Annotated in this window: 21 protein-coding genes; 18 read left to right on the top strand and 3 right to left on the bottom strand. The window is 69.6% G+C overall.

Annotated features, from left to right (window positions below; all coding sequences use genetic code 11):
* Positions 1–6: 6 nt before the first annotated feature.
* On the bottom strand, positions 7–855 hold the full coding sequence (locus OG295_RS18915; protein WP_371677924.1) for a hypothetical protein: 849 nt from the start codon (positions 853–855) through the stop codon (positions 7–9).
* Positions 856–1,098: 243 nt separating this feature from the next.
* On the opposite strand from OG295_RS18915, the gene OG295_RS18910 reads away from it, so the two are divergent.
* Positions 1,099–2,580 (top strand): phage portal protein, encoded by a 1,482-nt coding sequence (locus tag OG295_RS18910; protein WP_371677923.1) that lies wholly within the window; start codon positions 1,099–1,101, stop codon positions 2,578–2,580.
* On the opposite strand, the gene OG295_RS18905 is transcribed toward OG295_RS18910, so the two are convergent.
* Positions 2,577–3,599, bottom strand: coding sequence for a hypothetical protein (locus OG295_RS18905; RefSeq protein WP_371677922.1), 1,023 nt, complete (start codon positions 3,597–3,599; stop codon positions 2,577–2,579). The genes OG295_RS18910 and OG295_RS18905 overlap by 4 nt on opposite strands.
* A gap of 57 nt (positions 3,600–3,656) precedes the next feature.
* Here OG295_RS18905 and OG295_RS18900 point away from each other — a divergent pair, with 57 nt between their 5' ends.
* Entirely contained in the window at positions 3,657–5,936 is a 2,280-nt protein-coding gene (locus tag OG295_RS18900; RefSeq protein WP_371677921.1) for a phage minor capsid protein, read from the top strand.
* A 257-nt stretch (positions 5,937–6,193) separates the two neighbouring features.
* On the opposite strand, the gene OG295_RS18895 is transcribed toward OG295_RS18900, so the two are convergent.
* Positions 6,194–6,514 carry a phage tail protein gene (locus tag OG295_RS18895; RefSeq protein WP_371677919.1) on the bottom strand — a complete coding sequence of 107 codons (321 nt, stop codon included), beginning with the start codon at positions 6,512–6,514 and terminating at the stop codon, positions 6,194–6,196.
* Between the two features lie 237 nt (positions 6,515–6,751).
* Between OG295_RS18895 and OG295_RS18890 the strand changes: the two genes are divergently transcribed.
* The 16 genes from OG295_RS18890 to OG295_RS18815 all read left to right on the top strand — a co-directional run bounded on the left by OG295_RS18890 (position 6,752) and on the right by OG295_RS18815 (position 20,873).
* Complete coding sequence (locus tag OG295_RS18890; protein ID WP_371677918.1) at positions 6,752–7,459, top strand: hypothetical protein; 708 nt, start codon at positions 6,752–6,754, stop codon at positions 7,457–7,459.
* Between the two features lie 25 nt (positions 7,460–7,484).
* Positions 7,485–8,495 (top strand): major capsid protein, encoded by a 1,011-nt coding sequence (locus tag OG295_RS18885; RefSeq protein ID WP_371677917.1) that lies wholly within the window; start codon positions 7,485–7,487, stop codon positions 8,493–8,495.
* Positions 8,495–8,725 (top strand): hypothetical protein, encoded by a 231-nt coding sequence (locus OG295_RS18880; protein WP_371677916.1) that lies wholly within the window; start codon positions 8,495–8,497, stop codon positions 8,723–8,725. The genes OG295_RS18885 and OG295_RS18880 overlap by 1 nt, the downstream gene beginning before the upstream one ends.
* A gap of 2 nt (positions 8,726–8,727) precedes the next feature.
* On the top strand, positions 8,728–9,126 hold the full coding sequence (locus OG295_RS18875) for a hypothetical protein (protein WP_371677915.1): 399 nt from the start codon (positions 8,728–8,730) through the stop codon (positions 9,124–9,126).
* On the top strand, positions 9,120–9,440 hold the full coding sequence (locus OG295_RS18870) for a hypothetical protein (protein WP_371677914.1): 321 nt from the start codon (positions 9,120–9,122) through the stop codon (positions 9,438–9,440). Before OG295_RS18875 ends, OG295_RS18870 begins: the two co-directional genes overlap by 7 nt.
* A complete protein-coding gene (locus OG295_RS18865) occupies positions 9,437–9,787 on the top strand; it encodes a hypothetical protein (protein WP_371677913.1) in 351 nt (116 codons plus the stop codon). The genes OG295_RS18870 and OG295_RS18865 overlap by 4 nt, the downstream gene beginning before the upstream one ends.
* Positions 9,784–10,215 carry a minor capsid protein gene (locus tag OG295_RS18860; protein WP_371677912.1) on the top strand — a complete coding sequence of 144 codons (432 nt, stop codon included), beginning with the start codon at positions 9,784–9,786 and terminating at the stop codon, positions 10,213–10,215. Before OG295_RS18865 ends, OG295_RS18860 begins: the two co-directional genes overlap by 4 nt.
* 9 nt (positions 10,216–10,224) lie before the next feature.
* Positions 10,225–10,764 carry a phage tail tube protein gene (locus OG295_RS18855; RefSeq protein ID WP_371677911.1) on the top strand — a complete coding sequence of 180 codons (540 nt, stop codon included), beginning with the start codon at positions 10,225–10,227 and terminating at the stop codon, positions 10,762–10,764.
* Positions 10,764–11,252 (top strand): hypothetical protein, encoded by a 489-nt coding sequence (locus OG295_RS18850; protein WP_371677910.1) that lies wholly within the window; start codon positions 10,764–10,766, stop codon positions 11,250–11,252. Before OG295_RS18855 ends, OG295_RS18850 begins: the two co-directional genes overlap by 1 nt.
* Before the next feature lie 224 nt (positions 11,253–11,476).
* Positions 11,477–14,110: a phage tail tape measure protein gene (locus OG295_RS18845; RefSeq protein ID WP_371677909.1), complete on the top strand. Its 2,634-nt coding sequence runs from the start codon at positions 11,477–11,479 to the stop codon at positions 14,108–14,110.
* A 20-nt stretch (positions 14,111–14,130) separates the two neighbouring features.
* Positions 14,131–14,802: a phage tail protein gene (locus OG295_RS18840; protein ID WP_371681231.1), complete on the top strand. Its 672-nt coding sequence runs from the start codon at positions 14,131–14,133 to the stop codon at positions 14,800–14,802.
* Between the two features lie 12 nt (positions 14,803–14,814).
* The gene (locus OG295_RS18835; protein WP_371677908.1) at positions 14,815–15,798 is read left to right on the top strand and encodes a hypothetical protein; all 984 of its coding nucleotides are present in this window, start codon (positions 14,815–14,817) and stop codon (positions 15,796–15,798) included.
* Between the two features lie 519 nt (positions 15,799–16,317).
* A complete protein-coding gene (locus OG295_RS18830; protein ID WP_371677907.1) occupies positions 16,318–17,424 on the top strand; it encodes a hypothetical protein in 1,107 nt (368 codons plus the stop codon).
* Positions 17,424–18,275, top strand: a complete 852-nt coding sequence (locus tag OG295_RS18825) for a hypothetical protein (protein WP_371677906.1) — start codon at positions 17,424–17,426, stop codon at positions 18,273–18,275. The genes OG295_RS18830 and OG295_RS18825 overlap by 1 nt, the downstream gene beginning before the upstream one ends.
* Before the next feature lie 35 nt (positions 18,276–18,310).
* Positions 18,311–20,008 carry a hypothetical protein gene (locus OG295_RS18820; protein WP_371677905.1) on the top strand — a complete coding sequence of 566 codons (1,698 nt, stop codon included), beginning with the start codon at positions 18,311–18,313 and terminating at the stop codon, positions 20,006–20,008.
* A gap of 73 nt (positions 20,009–20,081) precedes the next feature.
* Positions 20,082–20,873 (top strand): peptidoglycan-binding protein, encoded by a 792-nt coding sequence (locus OG295_RS18815; protein ID WP_371677904.1) that lies wholly within the window; start codon positions 20,082–20,084, stop codon positions 20,871–20,873.
* The last annotated feature ends 32 nt before the right edge of the window (positions 20,874–20,905 follow it).

Here is a 20,905-nt window from a genome sequence, read left to right as displayed (position 1 = left end):
TTGCATTCACCCGTTATCTCGCCGCCGGACCGCTCCAGTCGTGAACCAGTGCACCAACGTTGCGGCAAGATGAACCGCCATCTGGGCCTCATCTTGACGCTGCCTCCGAAAGCCTGGACTGCCAGGGTGCCGGGCAACATGGCCCTTCCAAAGGAGACTGATCATCTCCCTCACCGGAGCAACATCACCGCCATTCCTCCCCTCGATCGCCAGTTCCCACTTGCTGGCCGCGTCTCTGAGGTGAGCTAGAACCTTGCCGAGGCTGTCCTGTGTACTTTTCGGCAATACAACCGGGATGGCTGCGGCCTCGACGGCTCGTACTGCCTCGTCGTAAGCCTTAGACGGATCGGGGTGGCGTCCGTAAGTTGCGGCCCATGCTGCCTCAAGGTGCCTTCCGGCATCCATGCTGATTGCCTGCTCGACAGCAGCGGTTACCGTGGCATCGACTCTGCGGCGCAAGCACCGCTGACGCCAGTCGACTTCAAAGGCCGAGCCGGCGTCCGCGAGCATGTCATCGAGCCTCTCGACCGCCGCGACCTTGCTTCCCTTCGGCCACCTGAAGTCGGGAATCCACGGGGCCAAGCCCGCTTCCATTGCGCGCTCGGGACCGGTGACATCCAGCTCCCACCACAGCCCCTTGTCGAGGTGAAGCGCGGCGTCAACAGCATCAAGGAGATGCGAGAGGTCGTTGATGGAGATCGTCTCGACAAGCTGCTCGGGGTCGGGGGTGTCCAGTGCAACGTGCAACTGGAGAGCAACCCGCCCCATAACTTCCGAGCTGCCTCTCAGGTAGTCGGCGAGCCAGGTTTTCAGCGGGAGCAACAGGTGATCCGGCACCCCTTCGAGCAGAGTCACATCCCGTGTCGAGATGTCACGGCGAGACAGGGGCTTCCAGTCAAAATGTTCCGAATTCATCACTATTACTCCCACTCGCCACGGCATCGCTGAGGGCTGCTCCCTTTAGCTCCACGGCAGAGATCGTCGCGCCCCGCGTACCACTGTGGCATCCGAGGGACAGTCTTCACCGCGATTTTGCGACCGCCCATCTACGCGCACTGGCTGAGGAAGACGCTCAGCCGCGACCAAGGGAGGTGAGCTGTGCCGCTGCCTGACAACGGCGCGCCGTGGCCGCCGCCGGCCCTCGCCTGGCACTATGCCGAACTGCGGGTCGACGATGCTTGGTACGCCGGCGACCGCGACAAGCTCGCCGCGGTGTATCGCAGCGCCCCGCAGCGCCGCGACGGCCGGCGCCGGCTGTGGGGGCGCGACCGGGCAGAGCAGCCTGGGACACCCGATCACCGGCTGCACATCCCCTTGCCCGGGGACATCGCGACCGCGAGCGCTGATCTCCTGTTCGCCGAGCCGCCCGAGTTCACCGTCGCCGATGCAGCCACGCAAGACCGGCTCGACGAGCTCGACGAGGCCGACGGCATCGCGAACACGTTGCTCGAAGCGGCCGAGGTCGCCGCCGCGCTCGGGGGCGTGTATCTACGCGTCACCTGGGATCGGTCGCTCGCTGGCCGGCCCCTGCTCACGACGGTGCATCCCGACGCCGCTGTGCCGGAATGGCGTTGGGGGCAGCTCGTCGCCGTGACGTTCTGGCGCGAGCTCTCCTCGGATTCAGTCACGGTGTGGCGGCACCTTGAACGGCACTCCCCGGGCCGGATCGAGCAAGGGCTCTACCAAGGTTCGCAGAACAGTCTCGGGGTGCGGGTGCCGCTCACCGAGCACCCCGACGTCGCCGCGCTCGCCGACTCGCTCGGCCCCGATGGCGACGCGATCGAGACCGGTATCGGCCTGCTGACCGCCGCCTACTGCCCCAACATCCGTCCCCACCGCAAGCACCGCGGCTCGCCGTTCGGCCGGTCCGACTTCAGCGCTCCCCTGTACGACCTGTTCGACTCGCTCGATACGACGTGGTCGAGCTGGATTCGCGATCTGCGGCTCGCTCGCGCGCGGCTGCTCGTGCCCGACGGTTATCTGCGGGACCACGGGCCGGGGCGCGGTGCGAGCTTTGACGACGACCGGGAAATCTGGACGCTGCTCAACGTCCCGCCGACCGAGCAGGGCGGCGCCGGCATCACCCTGTCGCAGTTCGCGATCAGGGTCGACGAGCACGAGCGCACCTCAGCCGCGATCACCCGGCAAGCGGTGATGAGCGCCGGGTACTCCGCCGCGACGTTCGGGCTCGGCGACCAGGGCGCCGCCGTGACTGCGACCGAGGTCAGAGCGCGCGAGCGGAAGAGCATGATCACCCGGGGCAAGAAAGTGAGGTACTGGACGCCGCCCGTCGCCGACATGCTGCACGTTCTACTGCTGCTCGACCGGCAGTTCTTCACACCGCGCATCGTGCCCGAGCGGCCCCGTGTCGAATTCGGTGACACGATCACCGACGACACGTCCTCGCTCGCTCAGACCTTGGCACTCCTCCAGCAGGCGCAAGCCGTCTCGACCGAGACCAAGGTGCGACTGCTGCACCCCGAGTGGGACGAGACATACGTGCAGGCCGAGGTCGCCCGTATCGGCATCGAGTCGGGCACGGCAGTGCCCGACCCGATGCAGAGTGGGCAACTGGTCTAGCTGGTGACGGGCCACCCGACGAACTTGTCGCCGTCCTCATAGATCAGGGTCATTCCGCCGGCCTCGACCAGATCACACAGATCGTGGTCGGGGCACTCCGGCAGCAGGACAACGAGGTGATCAGGCTTGGGGGTGATGTGCCGGCGGTAGTCGATGAGCTGCCCTATGGCCATGCGGATGGCGTTTCGACTGATGTTGCCCTTGATCTCGTAGAGGGCGTTGTCGGTCGAGTCGAACAGGTCGGTGAAGAAGGTTGAGTTCAACCCCTCCACGCGGATCTTGATCCGCTCGACGCTGTGCCCCTGCTCGGTCAGGAAGGCGAGGAACCGATCGCTCAACTCCGCTTCCCGGCGCTTGACCTCGACCGCCTCGGTCGGCTTACGCGTGATCTTCTTCCCGCTGTTGGCCTCGGGCTTGATCGTCTGGCTCATTGTCGCCTCGGCAGGCTTGAGCTGGAAGGACACGAGCGCCGGATCGCTGATCGGCGTCGCCGGCACCTTGGTGGCGATCGTCTCCGAGGCGACTGGCACGAAGTCCTCGGGTGCCTGCTCCACTCCGGCCACGGGCCGCAGGCGGAACACGTATACCCACCGCAACTTCTGTGCGGAGTCGAGTACCTGCCGCATTACAAAGGGCTCGTCCGCGTCGAGGATGAACTCACCGACGTAGCGGTGCGTCCGTGCCCCCGTCGTGCCTCCGTCGACGTACCCAACCGCGATGAAGAGGCGCAGCGTGCGGCCGTCTTCCACGTGGCGTAGTACGGAACCGTTGTTGCCGCTCAGCGTCTGGTCGCCGAGCGTTCCCTGCCCCGTGTATTCGAAGATCGGCCCTGACGTGTCTTCCTCGGCCAGCCAACCGTCCTGATAGCCAAAGCCTTTGGCGCTCTCGTGGTCGGTGAACAACAGGATGTTGTCGGTCGTGCGTGACGGGATGATTCCGCCTTGCGGGCCACCACCGAAGATCGCCTTCAGTTCCGCACGTGTCCTGACGTCGCCGGGCTTGATCTGCACAGAGGTCATAGCGCGACCGTACCCGCGACCACTGACAATCCGTGCCGGGCCGTGGTGGGGGGTGCCATGCCCATTCACCCCGCCATGGCCGAGGACCTCTCGGCCGGCGTCCGCGATCTCTACGCGGACGCCGAGCAGCGCCTGCTCGGCATCGTCGCGCGGCAGCTCGCCGAGGGGTTCGACGCCCCCGGGTGGGCAGTCGCCAAGCTGCGCGACATCCAGCCGCTACGACGAGCAGCGCAGGGGGTCGTCAACGCCCTCGAGACCGCGCTCGACCTCGAGGTGTTCTCAGCAGTCACCGAGGCGTACGACGTCGGGGCGCGGGCCAGCCTCGACGAGCTCGGCGCCCTCTCCGACGCCGACGCCCGGCGGATCGCCGACAGCACCCCGAACACCCGGGCCGTTGACCGCCTCGCCGCCGAGACGATCGAGCTCGTCACCGAGACGCACCGCGGCATTCTGCGAGGCGTCGAGGACGGATACCGGCAGGTCATCAGCGAGGTATCGGCGACGCCGCTCCTCGGCATCGACACCCGCCGGCAGGCCACGCAGCGCGCCCTCGAAAGGTTCGCCGACCGCGGTCTGCGGACGTTCGTCGATAAGAGCGGGCGCGCGTGGCAGATGACGAGCTATGCCGAGATGGCAGTGCGGACCGCCGTCGGGCGGGCCGCGGTCGAGGCGCACGGCGACAAGCTGCGCGCCGCCGGCGTCTCGCTCGTGATCGTCTCCAACGCCCCCCACAACTGCGATCTTTGCGACCCGTTCGAGGGGCGGGTGCTCGCGCTCGACGGCCCGGGCGGCGCCCGGACGATCGAGGTCGAGCACGCCACCGACGACGATCGCACCGTGCGCGTGCACGTCGCCGGATCGCTCGACGAAGCACGTCGGCGCGGGCTGCAACACCCCAACTGCCGGCACTCCACCTCGGCCTACTTGCCGGGGGTCACCCGGGCGCCGGTAGAGCACTCCGAGGATCCGGCCGGCTATGAAGCTACACAGCGGCAGAGGGCGATCGAGCGCGCCATCAGGAAGTGGAAGAACCGCACCGCCGTCGCCGCAACGCCCGAGACCAAGAGAGCGGCCGAGGCACGGGTGCGGCAGTGGCAGGGCCGAATGCGCGAGCACCTCGCGCAGCACCCCGAGCTCATCCGCCGGCGCGAGCGCGAGCAGCCCGGAGCGAGCAACCTCCCGCCGGCCGGCGGCACCGCGGGCCGGCCCGGACCGAGCGGCCCGGGGTCGGACCCGTTCGAGGCTGCGCGCGTACGTGCGGGCGACGACCGCACCCTGCCCGAGATGACCGACGAGCAGCTCGGCGCCGCGCTGCGCCCGGGGGTACTCGACGAGCGCGACCGCGACCGGATCACGGCCGAGGCGGACCGCCGCGACGAGCAGGCGCTGCTCGACCGCATCCGGCCGAACGGCCGGCTCGTCGACTCCCTCGCCGAGTTCAGCGACGACGAGCTCGCCCGGGTCGCGCTGCACCTCGACGACGACGGGCTGCTGCGCGTCATGGCCGAGGCGGACCGGCGCGACATCGACGCTGCCATGCCCGGGGTACGGGGCGACCTGCTCGGCATGTCCGAGCAGGCGCTCGCCACCCGGGCACGGCACGTGCCCGAGGACCGGCCGGCGATCGGCGCCGAGATCCACCGGCGCCGCCTGCTCGATTCCCTGTTTCCGGGCGGGCGCCTCGCTGGCGACCTCTCCGCGCTCGGCGACGAGCTGCTCGTGTGGGGCATCCGCTACGCCTCGCCGGCGGACGCCGAGCGGATCGCCGGCGAGATCGACCGCCGGCACCCGCCCACCCCGCCGCCACCGGCGGCCGGCGCGACAGTCGCCGACACCCTCGCAGCCCGGGACGCCCTCGACGCCGCCATGCACCCGATCCGCCTCGACGATCCGCCGCCCGTGGACCCCGACGAGTGGGGGCCGTACGGCGCCGACGTCGAGCGCGGCCCGGACGGCACCGAACACATGTCAGCCACCGAGCGATGGGTGTACGAGCGCGAGCTCGAGGCCCGTTCCGCGCGCGGGGCGTACAGCCGCGCAGAGTTGCGCGAGATGTACGACGAGCACATCTATGTGCAGTGGCTTGCCGCCGAGGACTACACCCGCGGGATCTTGCTCAATCGCAAGTCCCGGGCCGCGGGGCATGACCCGCGCCCCCTGTTCTCAGGGCCGGCCCATGTTGCGTACGCCCGGGCAAGCGAGGAGCTGATTCGTTTCTGGGAGGACGTCTCTCCCCGGATCACATTCGCCGAGTTCTCCGAGGGGGTGACCGGCGTCCGCACCGGCGCCGGCGACACCGCCCGGCATTCCGCACATGCTCAGTGGCTCAAGCAGTAGAGGGGGTGGTCTCTTGGGTTTCCGCGAGCAGGCGCTGCGTGCCCGCCGCGAGGGGCTCGCCGCCGCACGTGCCGGCCGGCCGGCGACCGTCGCCCCCCGCTACACCGACCCGCGACTGATGGCTGCTTGGGTCCGTGGATACGCCAAAGCGCGCCTGCTCAACGACGAGACCGCTGACTAGCCTCACCCTGCCCGGGCATACCTGGCCACGCCAGTGAGCGCGCTTCGTTATGCCGGAGTGAGGCATTGCCTGGCCCCTACTCGATCACCATCTCGTCGAAGTCGATTTGGACGGTCTCAATCGCCTCATCGGAGGCCGACCATGACGACGCCCACGCGTTGCGCAGGTTGAAGCGCTGGGCGACCGTGTTGGCGGCGTCCAAGCGGCAGATGCTGACGTTGCGTGCGCCGCCGTTGTTGTGGTTTACCCGCGACTCCTTGATCCACTCTGTGAGTTCGTTGCTCTTGTCCATGCCGCGCGTGATCGTGATCTGGCCGCTCTGCGTGTGCCCGTCGGCGAGACCAGAGACCGACTGGAGTGTCTCCAGCCGCATCTGACCCAATTCGATAGCGAACATGTGTTTTATAACCACCGCTCCAGTTGACTACATTCGGTACATGATCTACCACTCAATGCAACGGAGACAAGGGGGGACCCGCTCGATTCCTAACCGACGAGCCGACACGAGACGGAGTCCTGCCATGCGCCATGCGAGCGCGTAGCCGCGACACCGTCTCTCTCCTTCGCTCAGGGCCCACCTGTCCGGCGGGCCCTTTTCTATGCCCACACCACGCCCCCGGAGGGCCGACCCACCATGCCCGAGAACACCCTCGACGGTGCCCTTCCCACTCACCCGCGTACGGGCGAGACCGCCCTCGGCCGGCGCCGTGACGGCCGCCCGATCTGGCCTATCAAGGGCGGCTCGGGCGAGGGCGGCGACCCCGCCGGCCCGCCCGCGCCGCCGGCCGGCGAACCGAACAACCCGCCGGCCCCGGCCGCACCGCCGGCGCCGGCCGGCGATCCGGCCGCCGAGCAGCAGCTCGCCGACGCCACGAGCCGCGCCGAGCAGGCCGCGGCCGAGCGCGACGAGCTGCGGGCCGCACTGGACGCCGTGACCCGCGCGCTCAATCCCAACGGTGGCGATGCCGAGCAGGACCCGGCCGCGCTGGCCGCTGCCGTCGCCGAACGCGACCGGCTGCTCGCCGAGAACGCGAGCGCGCTTCGCTCGGCACGCGTCGAGCTCGCCGTCGCCCGCGTCGCCGGCGACCAGGGCGCTCGGGGCGACCGCCTACTCAACTCCCGTTCGTTCCTCGCCTCGGTCGCCGACCTCGACCCCACCGACACCGGTTTCGACGCCGCGCTCACCGCGGCGATCACGGGCGCGGTTGACGCCGACCCCGACCTGTACCGCGCCGCCCCGGCCGGCCCGGCCCGCGGGGGCGGCGAGTTCAACGGCGCCCCGACGGGTGAGCGGCGCCCTGCTTCTCTGCACGACGCGATCGCCGCCCGCCTCGGCGGCTAGCCCCTTCTGACTGGAGATCCCGCCTATGGCAATCACTCTCGCCGACGCGCGGCTGAACACGCAGGATGACGTCGACACCATGGTGATCGACGAGTTCCGTAAGTCGTCTTGGCTGCTCGACAACCTCACCTTTGACGACGTCGTGAGCCCTGCGGGTGGCGGCGCCACCCTCACGTACGGATACACCCGACTGATCACCGAGCGGCCCGCGCAGTTCCGGCCGATGAACACCGAGTACCCCAAGGCGCAGGCCAAGCGGCAGCGCTACACCGTCGATCTCTCCCCGTTGGGCGGGGCGTTCGAGGTCGACCGCGTGCTGTCCAACCTCGGCGCCGCGGCAACGAACGAGACCACGTTTCAGATGGGCCAGACGATCAAGTCAGCTCGGGCGTTCTTCTCCGATCAGGTCATCAACGGCAAGCGGGTCACGACCCCGGGCGCCGAGGCGGGATTCGACGGGCTCGACAAGGCGCTCGCCGGCAGCTCTACGGAGATGGGCGCGGGCGCCTCGCTCGACTGGACCGGGGCGACCCTCGGCTCGGATGCGGGGAAGGCGAACGACGCGCTCGACGTCCTCGACGAGTTCCTCGCCCTGCTCGACGGCACCCCGTCGGCGATCTTCGGCAACAAGAAGACGCTCTCGCGGGTGCGGTCGCTCGCCCGTCGGGCCGGCTACTACGACCGGACCGCGGACGCGTTCGGGCAGCAGATCGAGACGTACAACGGAATCCCCCTGGTGGATCTCGGCGACAAGGCCGGCGCCACCACCCCGGTTATCCCGATCGAGTCCCGCGACGTCGACGGCGCGGGCGCCGGCGCCGCGATCCTGGGCCTGTCCGATCTCTACGTCGTCCGCCTCGGCCTCGATGGCTTCCACGGTGTGAGCACCGTTGGCGGGCAGCTCGTGCGGCAGTGGCTGCCCGACTTCACCACCGCGGGCGCCGTCAAGACCGGCGAGGTCGAGCTCGGGCCCGTCGCGGTCGCGCTCAAGGCCACTAAGAGCGCCGCCGTCCTGCGGAACATCAAGGTTCAGTGATGGGCCGGTACGAGATCACGGCCCCGCACGAGGGCGACGAGCACGTCGCCGGCGTCACTTTCACGGCCGGCCGCGCCACCGCGACCGACCCTAACGAGGGGGCGCTGCTCTACTTCCGGCGCCATGGCTACAGCCTCGAACCGCTCGGCGACGAGCAGACCAGCGAACCGGACGGCCCGCAGGACACCAAGCCTGCGGGCCGTTCTGCTGCCCGCAGCAAGAGGGGGTGATCGTGGCACGACAGCCCTACGCCACCCCCGAGGCGCTCGCCGCATGGCTCGGCACTCCGGCGCCGCCCGAGGCCGAGCGGCTGATCGCGCGGGCCGGCGAGGACATCGACTCGGCGCTGCTGACCGCGATCTATCGCGTGGACGACGACGGCGACCCGACCGACCCGACGATCGGCGCCGCCCTTGGCTCGGCGGTGTGCGCGCAGGTCGAGTATTGGCTCGCCGCCGGCGACGACGGCACCGGGGCCGCGGGTAAGTGGGACTCGGTCTCGATCGGCCCGGTATCCCTGTCCGGCCGCGCCGCCTCGACCGCGGGCGCGTCCGGCGTCGAGCTCGCCCCGCGTGCCGCGCGGGTGCTGCGCCGCGCCGGCCTCGAACCGGGGCGGGTGATGGCATGGTGACGCGCGTCCCGCCGTCCCTGCTCCGCCACCGGATCGGCGTCGAGCCCTACTTGGGCGACGGCGCGTACGGGCCGACGTACGGGCCGCGCGTCGAGCATCCCGCGCTCGTCGGCGAGGCGGTGCGCATGGTGCGTGCCCCGGACGGGCGCACGGTCGCCAGCAGCGCGCAGATCATCGCCGCCCCGGGCCTTACCTGCCCGCCCGGATCGCGCGTCACCCTGCCCGGCGGACGGATCACCACCGTGATCAGCGCCGCCTCGCACACCGCCCCGGGCCTACCGGTTCCCGCGTCCACGGAGGTGGTGTGCGAATGAGCCCGCGTGCCCGACTGCGCTGGAATGGCGACGCCGTCGCCGACGCGATGCGCGAGGCAGCGGCCCGCGGGGTGCTGCTCGGCGCCGAGCACGTCCTCGCCGCGAGCAGGCAGCGCGTGCCGATCAACGAGGGCACCCTCGAACGGAGCGGCGCGACCTCGGTCGACGAGCAGCAGCTCGTCGCCGCGGTGTCCTTCGACACCCCGTACGCCGCCCGCGTCCATGAGGACATGACCGCGCGGCACGCCCCAGGGCGCAGCGCGAAGTACCTCGAGGGCGTGCTGCCCGAGACCGCGGGCGAGGTGCAGGCGCTGATCGCTGCGCAGATCCGGCGCGCGCTGCGATGACCTACACCGTCGACCTGCTCGACGGTCTCGCCCGCCTGCTGCACGAGCAGGGTGTCGGCATCTACCGCACCGACGGCCCGTACGCCGCGGGCGAGACCGCGATCACCATTGCCGCGCTTCCCCCCGTTCCCGACCGCGTGATCTGCCTCGCCGCCTACCCGGTCACCGACTCGCCCGTGCTCACCGACACCACCACCGGCGTGCAGGCGCGCACACGCGCGGGGGTCGACCCCCGCGAGGTTGACGCCCTCGACGACCAGGTGCACGAGGTGCTGCACGGCAGCGGCCCGCACCTACTCGGCTCGGTCCGGGCGCAGCTCGTCTTTCGCGTCTCGGCCGCCCCGATCGGGTCCGACTCGGCCGGCCGCTGGGAGCGCTCCGCCAACTTCCACGTGCGCGCCCACCGGGCGCACCCCAACCTCGAATAGGAGGCGCCATTGAGCACCCCGACGCCCCCGGCCGAGACCGTAACCGCGCTTGCGCGCCGCTACCGGCTTGAGCTGGACATGGGCACGACGCCCGGTACGCCGATATGGACCCTCGTTCCAGGGGTCACCGAGTTCACGCCGAAGGTGGAGCCAACGCAGCAGGAGGTGACGACCTACGACGCCGAGGGGTGGAGCGAGCAGGCCGTAACCATGCTCGCGTGGTCGATCGAGACCACGATCGCGCACCGCGCGCACCCCACAACCGGCGTCTTTAACGCAGCGCAAGAGGCGCTGCGGAAGGCGTCGCGATCGTTCGGCGCCAAGAGCTATGTACGGGTCCGCTACTACGACCGCAACGGGGCCGCGGACGCGCAGGAAGGTTCCGCCCTGGTGACGTGGGAGCCCGACGGGGGCGGCCCGGATGAGGTCGACACGATCAAGGTGACGCTTACCGGGTCCGGCCCGCTCGTCGAGATCACAAACCCTGTCGCCGGTGGGGGCACGTTCGCCGCCGCCGAGGCCAAGACGCTTAAGGCAGGTGATGCGTAGTGGCGTTCGAGGCACTCGACGAGCTGCTCGACGAGCGGCTCGAGCTGCCCGTCGCCGGCCGCCTCTACACCGTGCCCGCGCCCTCGGCCGAGATCGGTCTGCGCACGCAGGCTCTGATCAACGCCGCCGCGGTCGCCGCGGACGGCGGACGGGCCGACGAGCAGGTGCTCGGCGACGCCGCCGAGCGCGACTTGTACCGCGAGGTACTTGGGCCGGCGCACGATCAGATGGTCGCCGACGGCGTGAAGTGGCCAGTCCTCAAACATTCGGCGATCACCGCCATGGTGTGGATCGCGCAGGACAAGGCCGCGGCAGAGCGGTACTGGAACGCGGCCGGCGACCCAAACAGGTTGGCCCCGAACCGGGCAGCTCGCCGGAACCGATCGGGTGCGGCGAGCTCGACCCCGTCTCGGGGCTCTACGAGTGGTACGAGTACCCGCCCGGCACCCGCCCGAGGAAAGGGCAAAAAGGGCCGCAAGCCTCACTGACATGGGCGCAGATCCTCGCCGAGTGGCCGCTCGTCGAGGCTGATCTGCACGAGGTCTACGGCATCGACCTAGGCACCCCGGGCCTGCTGCGCGCCCGCTCGTGGCGTTGGCTGCGCGTTCGCATCCTCGCCCTGCTCTCTGCTGAATCCCGCCTCGCGCGGGTCCTCACACCTCCGCCCGACACCTCCCCGACGGGAGGCGGAACCCCCCGGAGGTGAGGCCCCATGGCGCTCATGGTGGGCGAGCTCGCCGCCACCGTCACGATCGACGACTCGGGGGCCGATGCGGGCATGTCCCGCGCCCGCGCTGCGGTACAGGCTGGCGGCGACCGGATCGCCGCCGAGGCCGAGCGCGCCGGCGATCAGGCCGGCGACGCTCTCGGCGACGGGCTCGCCGAGGGCGCGTCCGACGGCGCCGAACAGGCGAGCTCGGGCATGGGGACCGCGCTGCGAGGGTTCGCTGCTGCGGCCATCGGCGCCGCGATCGGTGGCGCTCTCATGGCCGGGATCGGGCAGGCGCTCGAACAGGCCAAGGTGCCGGGGCAGTTGCAGGCGCAGCTCGGCGCCACCGGCCCGGTAGCCAAGACATACGGCAAGGTCGCCGGCGACCTGTACGCCTCGGCGATCGTCGACTCGGTCGCCGACGGCGCCGAGATCATCAAGGGCATCGCGCGGGGCGGACTCCTCCCGCCGGACGCCACGCAGGGCCAGGTCAAGACGCTTGCGACGCAGGTCGCGAGTGCTGCCTCGGTCATGGGCGAGGACGTGTCCAAGGTTTCTCGTGCCGTCGGCACGATGATGAAAACCGGGCTCGCCGACTCCGCGGAGGAAGCGCTCGACGTGCTCGTTCGGGGCACGCAGAACGGCGTCGACGTCGCCGAGGACCTGCTCGACACGTTCGCGGAATACCCGACTGAGTTCCGGCAGCTGGGTCTCGACGCTCAGACGTCGATGGGCCTTTTGCAGCAAGGGCTCAAGGGCGGCGCGCGAGACGCCGATGTCGTCGCTGACAGTCTCAAGGAATTCACCCTGATGGCTCAGGGGATGGGCGAGGCAACGGCGACCGCCTATGAGGATCTTGGCTTTTCTGCCGAGAAAATGCAGAAGGTCTTTCAGAAGGGTGGACCGGAAGCAGCAAAGGCGCTCGATCAAGTCCTCGACAAGCTGCGCGGCGTCAAGGACCCTGCGAAGCAGAGCGAGATCGCGCTCGGACTCTTCGGCACCAAGGCCGAGGACATGCAGAAAGCGATCTACTCGCTCGATCCTTCGAGCGCAGTAAAGGCGCTCGGCGACGTTAAGGGCGCTACCGACGCCGCCGGTAAAGCATTGCACGACAATGCGGCGACTAAGCTCGAAGCATTCAAGCGAGGAATAGAGCAGAAGGTCGTCGGGGTCCTCGGGAACTATGCGATCCCCGTAATTGAGAAGGCTGCCGATTGGCTGGGCGAGGGTGGGCTCGGCGGTGCGTTCCGTGCGTCCGTCGGGTGGATCTCTGAGCACTCGACGGCGCTCTCGATCGCCGCCGGCGTGATCGCCATCCTGATGCTGCCGACGCTCATCGCGCTCGGCGTCACTGCGTGGACAACGACGACCGCAGTCGTCACCGGATGGGCCACTCAGACCGCGGCCGGCATAGCCGCTGCAGGACGGTTTGTCCTGCTCAACGCCACAATGTTGGCGGGTTGGGTCGCGCAGGGTGTGAGCGCCGGCGCGACCGCTCTACGGGTGGTCGGCGCGTGGGTGCTCATGGGTACGCAGTCCCTGATACAGGGCGCCCGGATGGCTGCGGCGTGGCTGCTCGCCATGGGCCCGATCGCGCTCGTGATCGCCGCCGTAGTCGGCATCGTCGCCCTGATCGTCGCCAACTGGGACACCATCGTTGGCGCCACAAAGGCGGCGTGGGATTGGGTCTGGGGAAAGCTCCAATGGGTCGGACAGCAGATCCTTTCTTTCTTTCTGAACTGGACGCTCGTCGGGCTCATCATCAAGTATTGGGACTCGATCAAGTCGGGAACCGTAAGCGCATGGAATGCCACCGTTGATTGGGTGCGCGGAATCCCGGGCCGCATCGTCGACTTCTTCCTGAACTGGACGCTCGTCGGCCTGATCATCAAGCATTGGGACTCGATCAAGTCGGGAACAGTTCGCAAAGCCGGTGAGATGCTTGATTGGGTCCGCGGACTACCGGGCATGATCGCCGGCTATTTCGGCGACTTTGGCTCGATGCTGTACGACAAGGGCCGCGACCTGATTTACGGCCTTTGGAACGGCATAAAAGCCATGGGCGGTTGGCTCCGCTCGACGCTCATGTCTTGGGCCAAAAACTTGATTCCCGGACCCATTGCAAAAGCGCTCGGGATTCACTCGCCGTCGCGCCTCATGCGAGACAAGATCGGCAAGTTCATCCCGGCGGGCATCGTCGAGGGCATCAAGGCCGGCGCCCCCGCCGTCGACCGCACCATGCGCCGACTCGTCTCGGTCCCCGCCGCCCCTCAGTTCGCCACCGCCGGCGCCCCCACCACCGGGGCTGGCGCGGGCGGTAGTTGGGGGCCGGCAGTCCACATCGAGAACTGGCACGCCGGCAACGCCACCGCCGATCAGACCGCGGTCGCGCTCGCCTGGCACGCCAAGGGCAGGGGTGACCAGTGGCCCCGGGTGATCTGGTCACCCTCGCCGGACACGTCCAGTTCGGCGAGCTGCTGCTCGGCCCGCGCACCGCGTACGGGTGGCGGTCCCTCACCGGATGGGAGGACACCCCCGGCACCGCCTCGGGAACCGTCGCCCGAGCCGACGCGCACGGCGCCTACCCCGGCCGGCTGCTCGCCGAGCCGCGGACGATCACCCTCGACGGCGTCGTGATCCGTACCGACCCCGGGCGCATGGGGGCCGCCGTGCGAACCCTGTCCGCGGCAACCGCGCTCCGCGACGACGAGCAGGCACTCGTGATCCAACTCGATGACTCACCGCCCCTGCTGTCGTGGGCACGGTGCATCCGACGCGCCGTGCCCGTCGGCACGGGCGGATATGCGATCGGCATCGTCACCGGGGCCGCGCTGCAATTCGAGGCCAGCGACCCCCGCCGGTACAGCGTGATCGAGCAGCAGGTCGAGACCGTACTGCCCGCCCCCGAGGCCGGCCTCGACTGGCTCGTGACCCCGGGCCCGGAACGGCTCCTCTACCCGCTTGCGTTCGGCACCCCGGGCAGCACGGGATCGCTGCGCGCCGTCAACGAGGGCGACGCGCCCGCGCACCCCACCATCACGATCCGCGGCCCTGTCTCCCTTCCTTCCTTGACCAACGTGGGCACGGGCGAGGTGATCGAGTACGACATCGACCTCGCCGCCGACGACGAGCTGCTCGTCGACACCCGCGACGGAACGGTGACGCTCAACCGCACCGCCTCGCGCCTCTACACCGCGACGGCCCGCAGCACGCCCGAGCAGGCTTTCGCCCTCGACCCGGGGGCGACCTCGCTCCTCTTTCGCGCGGCCCCCGGATCGACCGACCCCCGCGCCTCGGCGTCTCTCCGATGGCGCTCCGCCTACTGGTAAGGAGGCCCCGCCTTGACCGTGCGTGCCGGATGGCTGCTCCCTGCTGGTCAGACCCGCGAGGACACCCGACTCGTGCCGCTCGGCGTCATGGCGCCCGAGTCCGCGATGACGACTCGCGACGGTGTGATCGCCGGCGGAACAGCACTCAACGCGACCGGCGTCGGCGCCATGCAAGTACAGATCGGCGTCGGTCGCGCCGTGGTGCAAGGCACCGACGCACAAGGCGCCTACCCCGTCGCCGTGACCGCCCCCGAGACCCTCGCAATCGGCGACGGACACGCGCAGTACGGGCGCATCGACGCTGTTGTGCTGCGGGTGTACGACGAGCTGTACGACACCGGCACACAGACCCTCGCCCGCCTCGAGATCATCCGCGGCGCCGAGACCGCGACGCCGACCCCGCCCTCGCTTCCGCCGGCCGCGCTGCGGCTGTGGGAAATCACCGTGCCGGCCGGCACGTCCGCGGGAACGGGCGGGATCACGTGGGGCTCGGCGCTCGCCGACCGCCGCCGCTACACCACGGCGTACGGCGGAGTGATCCCCCGAGGCTGGGGGCTCAGCTTCTCTGGCGCTTACGTCGGCCAGTACCGCGACAACGGCGCCGGCCTCGATCGGTGGGACGGCGCGGCGTGGCAGACCCTCGACCCCGTGATCGGGTGGACCGCGCCCGCCCTCGCCACCGGCTACACCAACGGGGGCAACTCGCAAGGGGCACTGCGGTACCGGCGGATCATGCTCGGCGGCGTCCCGCACCTGCAATGGCGGGGCGGCGTCTCATGGACAACCAACGCCACCCCGCCCGCGAGCGGTCAGCCGCTCGCTGCGCCGCTTCCTGCCGCGGCGCGGCCCGCGCTGCACACCTCGGCCTCAATCGCCGCCGGCGGCGTGCCGATCAAGGTCGACTGTCAGACGAACGGACACCTCAAGTTCATAGGCAATCCGTCCCTGACCACGTGGGCCACCCTGTCCGGCCTTATCTACCCGCTCGACGCGTAGAGCTATTCCAGCAGTCGAAACGCCGAGAGAGCTGTGATGCACAGAGTCATCCACACCGTGAAGGCACCACCGCCATAGAGGATCGCCTCAGGAATGGAGGCGCCCGAGGCGTGGGACAGCATGCCTGCCACGAGAGCAACGAGACAGGCAGAGAGGAAGGCGCACAGAAAGAGCAGTGCACGGCTGTGAAGCTGACGCACGAGAGAGGTCCCTTTCTCCGGGACCTGAATGCACGCAGGCAAGGGCCCCGGACATCGAAGTGTCCGTGATCCTTGCTGCCTGGCAGAGGCTCGCTACACCTCAGGGTCCGCGCGACACTCCACCCTTAGAAAAAACGGGATCGGATCGTCTTGGCCCAACGAGTTACACCAAGTATCAGCGTGGGTGAGAAACGCGGCCGGCTCTAAGTAGTGGCCCCCTCGGGATGGCTCCTCATCGCCGAGTGTGACAGTCACATGCACATGATCACAAGTAGCGCCAGAGCCTGTATCCAAACAACTCAAGGGGAGGGAAGCGGACTTGGCTGCCCTTTCATACCGGGTGCTGCTCTGTGACCTGCGAACCGATCAGGTGATCGACGTCCTACCGATCACCGACGTGTCGCTCGACGACTACATAGGCAAGATCGGCACCTGCTCGGCGACGATCCCCCTACCGAATCGAGGGATCGCCGCCCGCGCCCGCGCCGCCATCGAGCCCGGGCGTACGGCCCTGTGGATCGAGCGCGGCCCCGAAATCTGGTGGGGCGGCGTCCTGTGGACTGCCAACCTCACCAGCAACGACCGAGGGTTCCTCGGCCTACAGGTACAGGCCGGCGGGTGGGCAAGCTACCTCGACCACCGGGCCATATTCCACACCCAAGAGGCCACCCAAGTTGATCAGTTCGACATCGTGCGCGGACTGATCGACTACTCGGCGAGCCTGCCCGGCGGCGACATCGGCATCGAGCACGACGCCGAGCAGCTCTCGGGCGTGCAGCGTGACAGGACCTTCCGCCGCTACGACGTCCCTCGTATCCGCGAGTTGATCGACCAACTCGCCTCGGTCGAGCACGGTTTCGAGTGGCGCATCGCGTCGTACCGCGACCCAAGCAGCGGCCGGCGAATCAAGCGGCTACAACTCGGCGCCCCCGTCATCCGTACCGGCGCGAGCGAGATCGTCCTCGACCGCCCCGGCCCGATCACGTCCTACGGGTGGCCCATCGACGCCACCGTGCAGGCCAACACATGGCAGAGCCGCGGCGCATCCGACAACCAGAACCAGACCAAAGAGTCGTTGCCCCTCATGTCCGAGCTGCTCGTCGACGACGAGCAGCTCGCCGCCGGATGGCCGCGGCTCGACGGCACCAGCGATTACAGCACCATGACCGAGCAGGCCACCCTCGACGCGCACGCCCGCGCCGACCACGCCGCCGCACTCCGACCGCAGACGATCCCCGAGGTAACCGTCGCGCTCGACCGCACGCCCCTGTCGCCCGCACTGCTCGGCGCCACCGTTCGCGTGCGCATCCGCGACCTGTGGTGGGCCGAGGGGCTCGACCGCCGGTACAGGGTCGTTGGCCTCGCGATCAGTCCACCCGTGCGAGGCCGGCCTGAGACCGCAAAGCTCTACTTGGAGGCCGCCTAGTGGCAGCTATTCCGCTCGACCTGCTCGACCGCATCCGCGAACTCGAACGCAAGGTTCGCGAGCTCACCGGACGCGCTCAGATCCGCCCCGCCTTGAACGAGATCACAAACGGCCCCGTGAAGATCGCCGAAGGGGGGTCCCTGGAAGTCTCGGCCCCGGACGGCACCCGGATTTTCAACGTGGGCGCGCTCTGGGATGGCGCGTACGGCGTCCAGATCCAACGCTCCGACGGCACCCTCGCCTTCAACGTAGGCGGCTCGGGTGAAGGCTCGAACATGGTCCGCCAGTTCTCCCGCGCCGGCGCCGTGATCCTGATGGATGACTACTACTCGCCGGAGTTCCTCGGCCGGCCCTGGATGCCTATCCAGCTTCATCCGACCAAGCAGCAGGGCACCGAGGGGACCAGCTGGCAGTACGGATGGGTTGGCGGCGCCGCCGCGCACAACGCGGTCGCCGTCATCACCCTGTCGAGCATCTCCGCCCCCGGGGGCGGCCAGGTCCGGGTCAACATGATCCCGCCGGGCGGGGGCGAGGTGACGGTCGCCGAGTACGACGTCCCCGCCCGCACATGGGTCAACAAGACCATCGTGCAGCCGCTCAACGGCGTCGGGTTCCTCGACTATGTCGGGTGGAACATTCAGCACCGGGTCCTGACCGAGGGCAGCGGAATCGAGACGCGCGTCTTCAACGCGTACACGCGGAACACCTTCACCCCGGAAGAAGCCCCCACCCCGCCGCCGCAGGCTGCTGCGGCCGACGCGCAGCGCTTCCTCGGCGTCCCCGCCTCGCCGCCGGACGAGGGGCCGCCGCCTGCCCCCGCAAAGGCGGGACTGCACACCATCGACGACTGAGGAGGCTCGTCCTGCTGCCCCCGTCCATACCCACCGTGACAGTGAGAGCACGGTTCCTCGCCCCCGACGGCACACCGCTGTCGGGGGCGATCACTTTCCGCGCACCCGCCACGCTCACGTTTCCCGCGGCCGACGTCATCCTCGGCGGCCCGGTAACCGTCCAGCTCGACGCGCAGGGGGCCGTCGAGGTCACCCTGCCCGCGACCGACGCCCCCGACATGGACCCTGTCGGATGGGCGTACATCGTGACCGAGCAGCTCGCCGGGATTCCCGTAGGCCGCTCGTACAACATCGTGTTGCCCCGCGCGCAGCCCGAGGTCGACCTCGCAGACATCGCCCCCACCGACCCCGCGAAACCCAACTACGTAGGCGTACCCGGACCAACCGGGCCCCAGGGTGCACCCGGTACCCCCGGATCGCGCATCTACAGCGGCAGCGCCGCCCCCGGGACCGGCCTCGGCCTCGACGGCGACCTCTACGTGCGGTACGAGACGACGACGTTCCTGAACGTCACCTCGACGACCGTCTCGACGTGGCAGCGGGCCGCCGGAGCATGGGCGCAGATCGGCGGCGATGTCCGCGGCGCGGCGATCTACACCAACAACACGACGACCCCCTCGACGAACACCAAGCCCGGTGATCTGCTGATCAGAACGGATACCGGCGACCTGTGGCAGCGCAACGCGTCCGGGTGGGGAACCGCGATCGGCAGTCTCCGCGGACCGAAGGGAGACACGGGCGCCACGGGCGCTACCGGGGCCACCGGCCCGGGCGGCGTGGTCCAGTCCGTCAACGGCAAGAGCGCAGCCTCGATCACCCTCAGCGCCGCCGACGTTGGCGCCCTCGCGACCACCGCGGCCGGCGCCCCGTCCGGTATTGCCACGCTCGGCGCCGACGGCAAGGTGCCAGCGGCGCAGCTCCCCGCCGCCGGCGGGGGCGCGGTCGACTCGGTCAACGCCAAGACAGGCGTAGTCGTCCTGACTGCGGCGGACGTCGGCGCCCTCGATCAGACCGCGGCTGATGCCCGGTATCCGCTCACGACCGCCGCCGTCCTGCTCGCCGGAACACAGACGATCAGCGGGGCGAAGACATTCAGCAGCATCCCGTCGAGCTCGGCCGCGCCGACCACAGCGAACCACCTCACGCGCAAGTCATACGTTGACGGGCTCGGGGGCGGCGAGTGGCTCCCGTCCGATCACGGCCTGCTCACGTGGGCGTTCGATCCCGCGCTCGGCCAGTCGACCGCCCTCTACCCCGGCAGCGGACCCATACGGGTAACCGCGGTCATCCTGCGCATCCCCGCCACTGTGACCCGGATCTGCTGGTTCGCGACAGGCTATGCGGGGGGACTCGTGAGCGGCTCATGGGCCGCGATCTACGACTCGGCCGGTAACCGCGTGGCCGCTACCGGCGACATGTCCACCGCCACGTACGAGCCTGCCGAGGTCCACAACGCGGGCGGGGCGACGATCAGCTCGCCCCTGACGGCGTCCTACTCGGCGCCCGCCGGCGTCTACTACGTCGCCTCGCGCTGGCAGTACAACGTCGGCACGGGCGACGGGCCGATGCTGCTCGCCGCGGAAAGCGGCGCGGGCGCCCCACCCAACGTGTTCGGGCAGACCCCCGTGCGCCGCTTCGGCGTCTACACCGCCGGCGCCGCCGCGGCCCCCGCAACGATCGCCGTCGGCTCGATGGAGAACGGCGCCAATCGGTTCTGGTGTGCCCTCGTCTGACCCTCTCCCCCCCTTCACGCCCCTTACGCCCCGTGCCTGTTGGCCGGGGTTTTTTCATGCCCAAGGAGACCTCTTGCAGTTCGTCACCCGCGCCCAGTGGGGTGCCCGCCCCAGCCGCTACGACCTCGCGTACATCGGCAGCACCCGAGGCGTAAAGATCCACTACGAAGGCTCGCCGGTCCCGGCATCCCTCCCTCGTCCCGAGAACCACGGCCAGTGCGCCGGACGCGTCCGCGCGATCCAGGCGAGCCACCTCGCCAACCGGGAAGAGAACTACTCCGACATCGCTTACTCGGCGATGGTCTGCCCGCACGGTGCAGTGTTCGAGGGCCGCGGTGCGCATCGCAAGACCGGTGCGAACGGCACCTCGGCGCTGAACAGTGCCCATTACGCGGTATGCGCCATGGTCGGCGACGAGGGGCTCACCGAGCCGACCGACGCGCAGCTCAACGGACTTCGCGACGCGATCGAGTGGCTGCGCGAGGACGGCGACGCCGGCAGCGAGATCAAGGGCCACCGCGACGGATACGCGACCGAGTGCCCCGGCGGCCCGCTGTACGCGTGGGTGCAGCGCGGCGCCCCGCGCCCGGGTGGCGGGGGCGGCACGCCGTCGCAGCAGTTCGAACCCTTCCCCGGCGCGCAGTGGTTCCACAACGAGCCGCGCTCGGCGGTCGTAACGGCGATGGGGCGCCGCCTCGTCGCCGAAGGTTGCTCCGCCTACCGAGAGGGCCCCGGTCCCCAGTGGACGGAGGCCGATCGCCAGTCCTACGCGCGGTGGCAGCGACGCCTCGGCTACTCCGGCGCCGACGCGGACGGCTGGCCGGGCCCGACGTCGTGGGCCGCGCTCAAGGTCCCCAAGGTCTGACCTCTTGCCCCTACGCCCTGCCCGCGACCGCG

The sequence above is a fragment of the Streptomyces sp. NBC_01276 genome, assembly GCF_041435355.1.
Taxonomy (GTDB): domain Bacteria; phylum Actinomycetota; class Actinomycetes; order Streptomycetales; family Streptomycetaceae; genus Streptomyces.
This window is presented reverse-complemented; position numbering and strand designations above follow the sequence as displayed.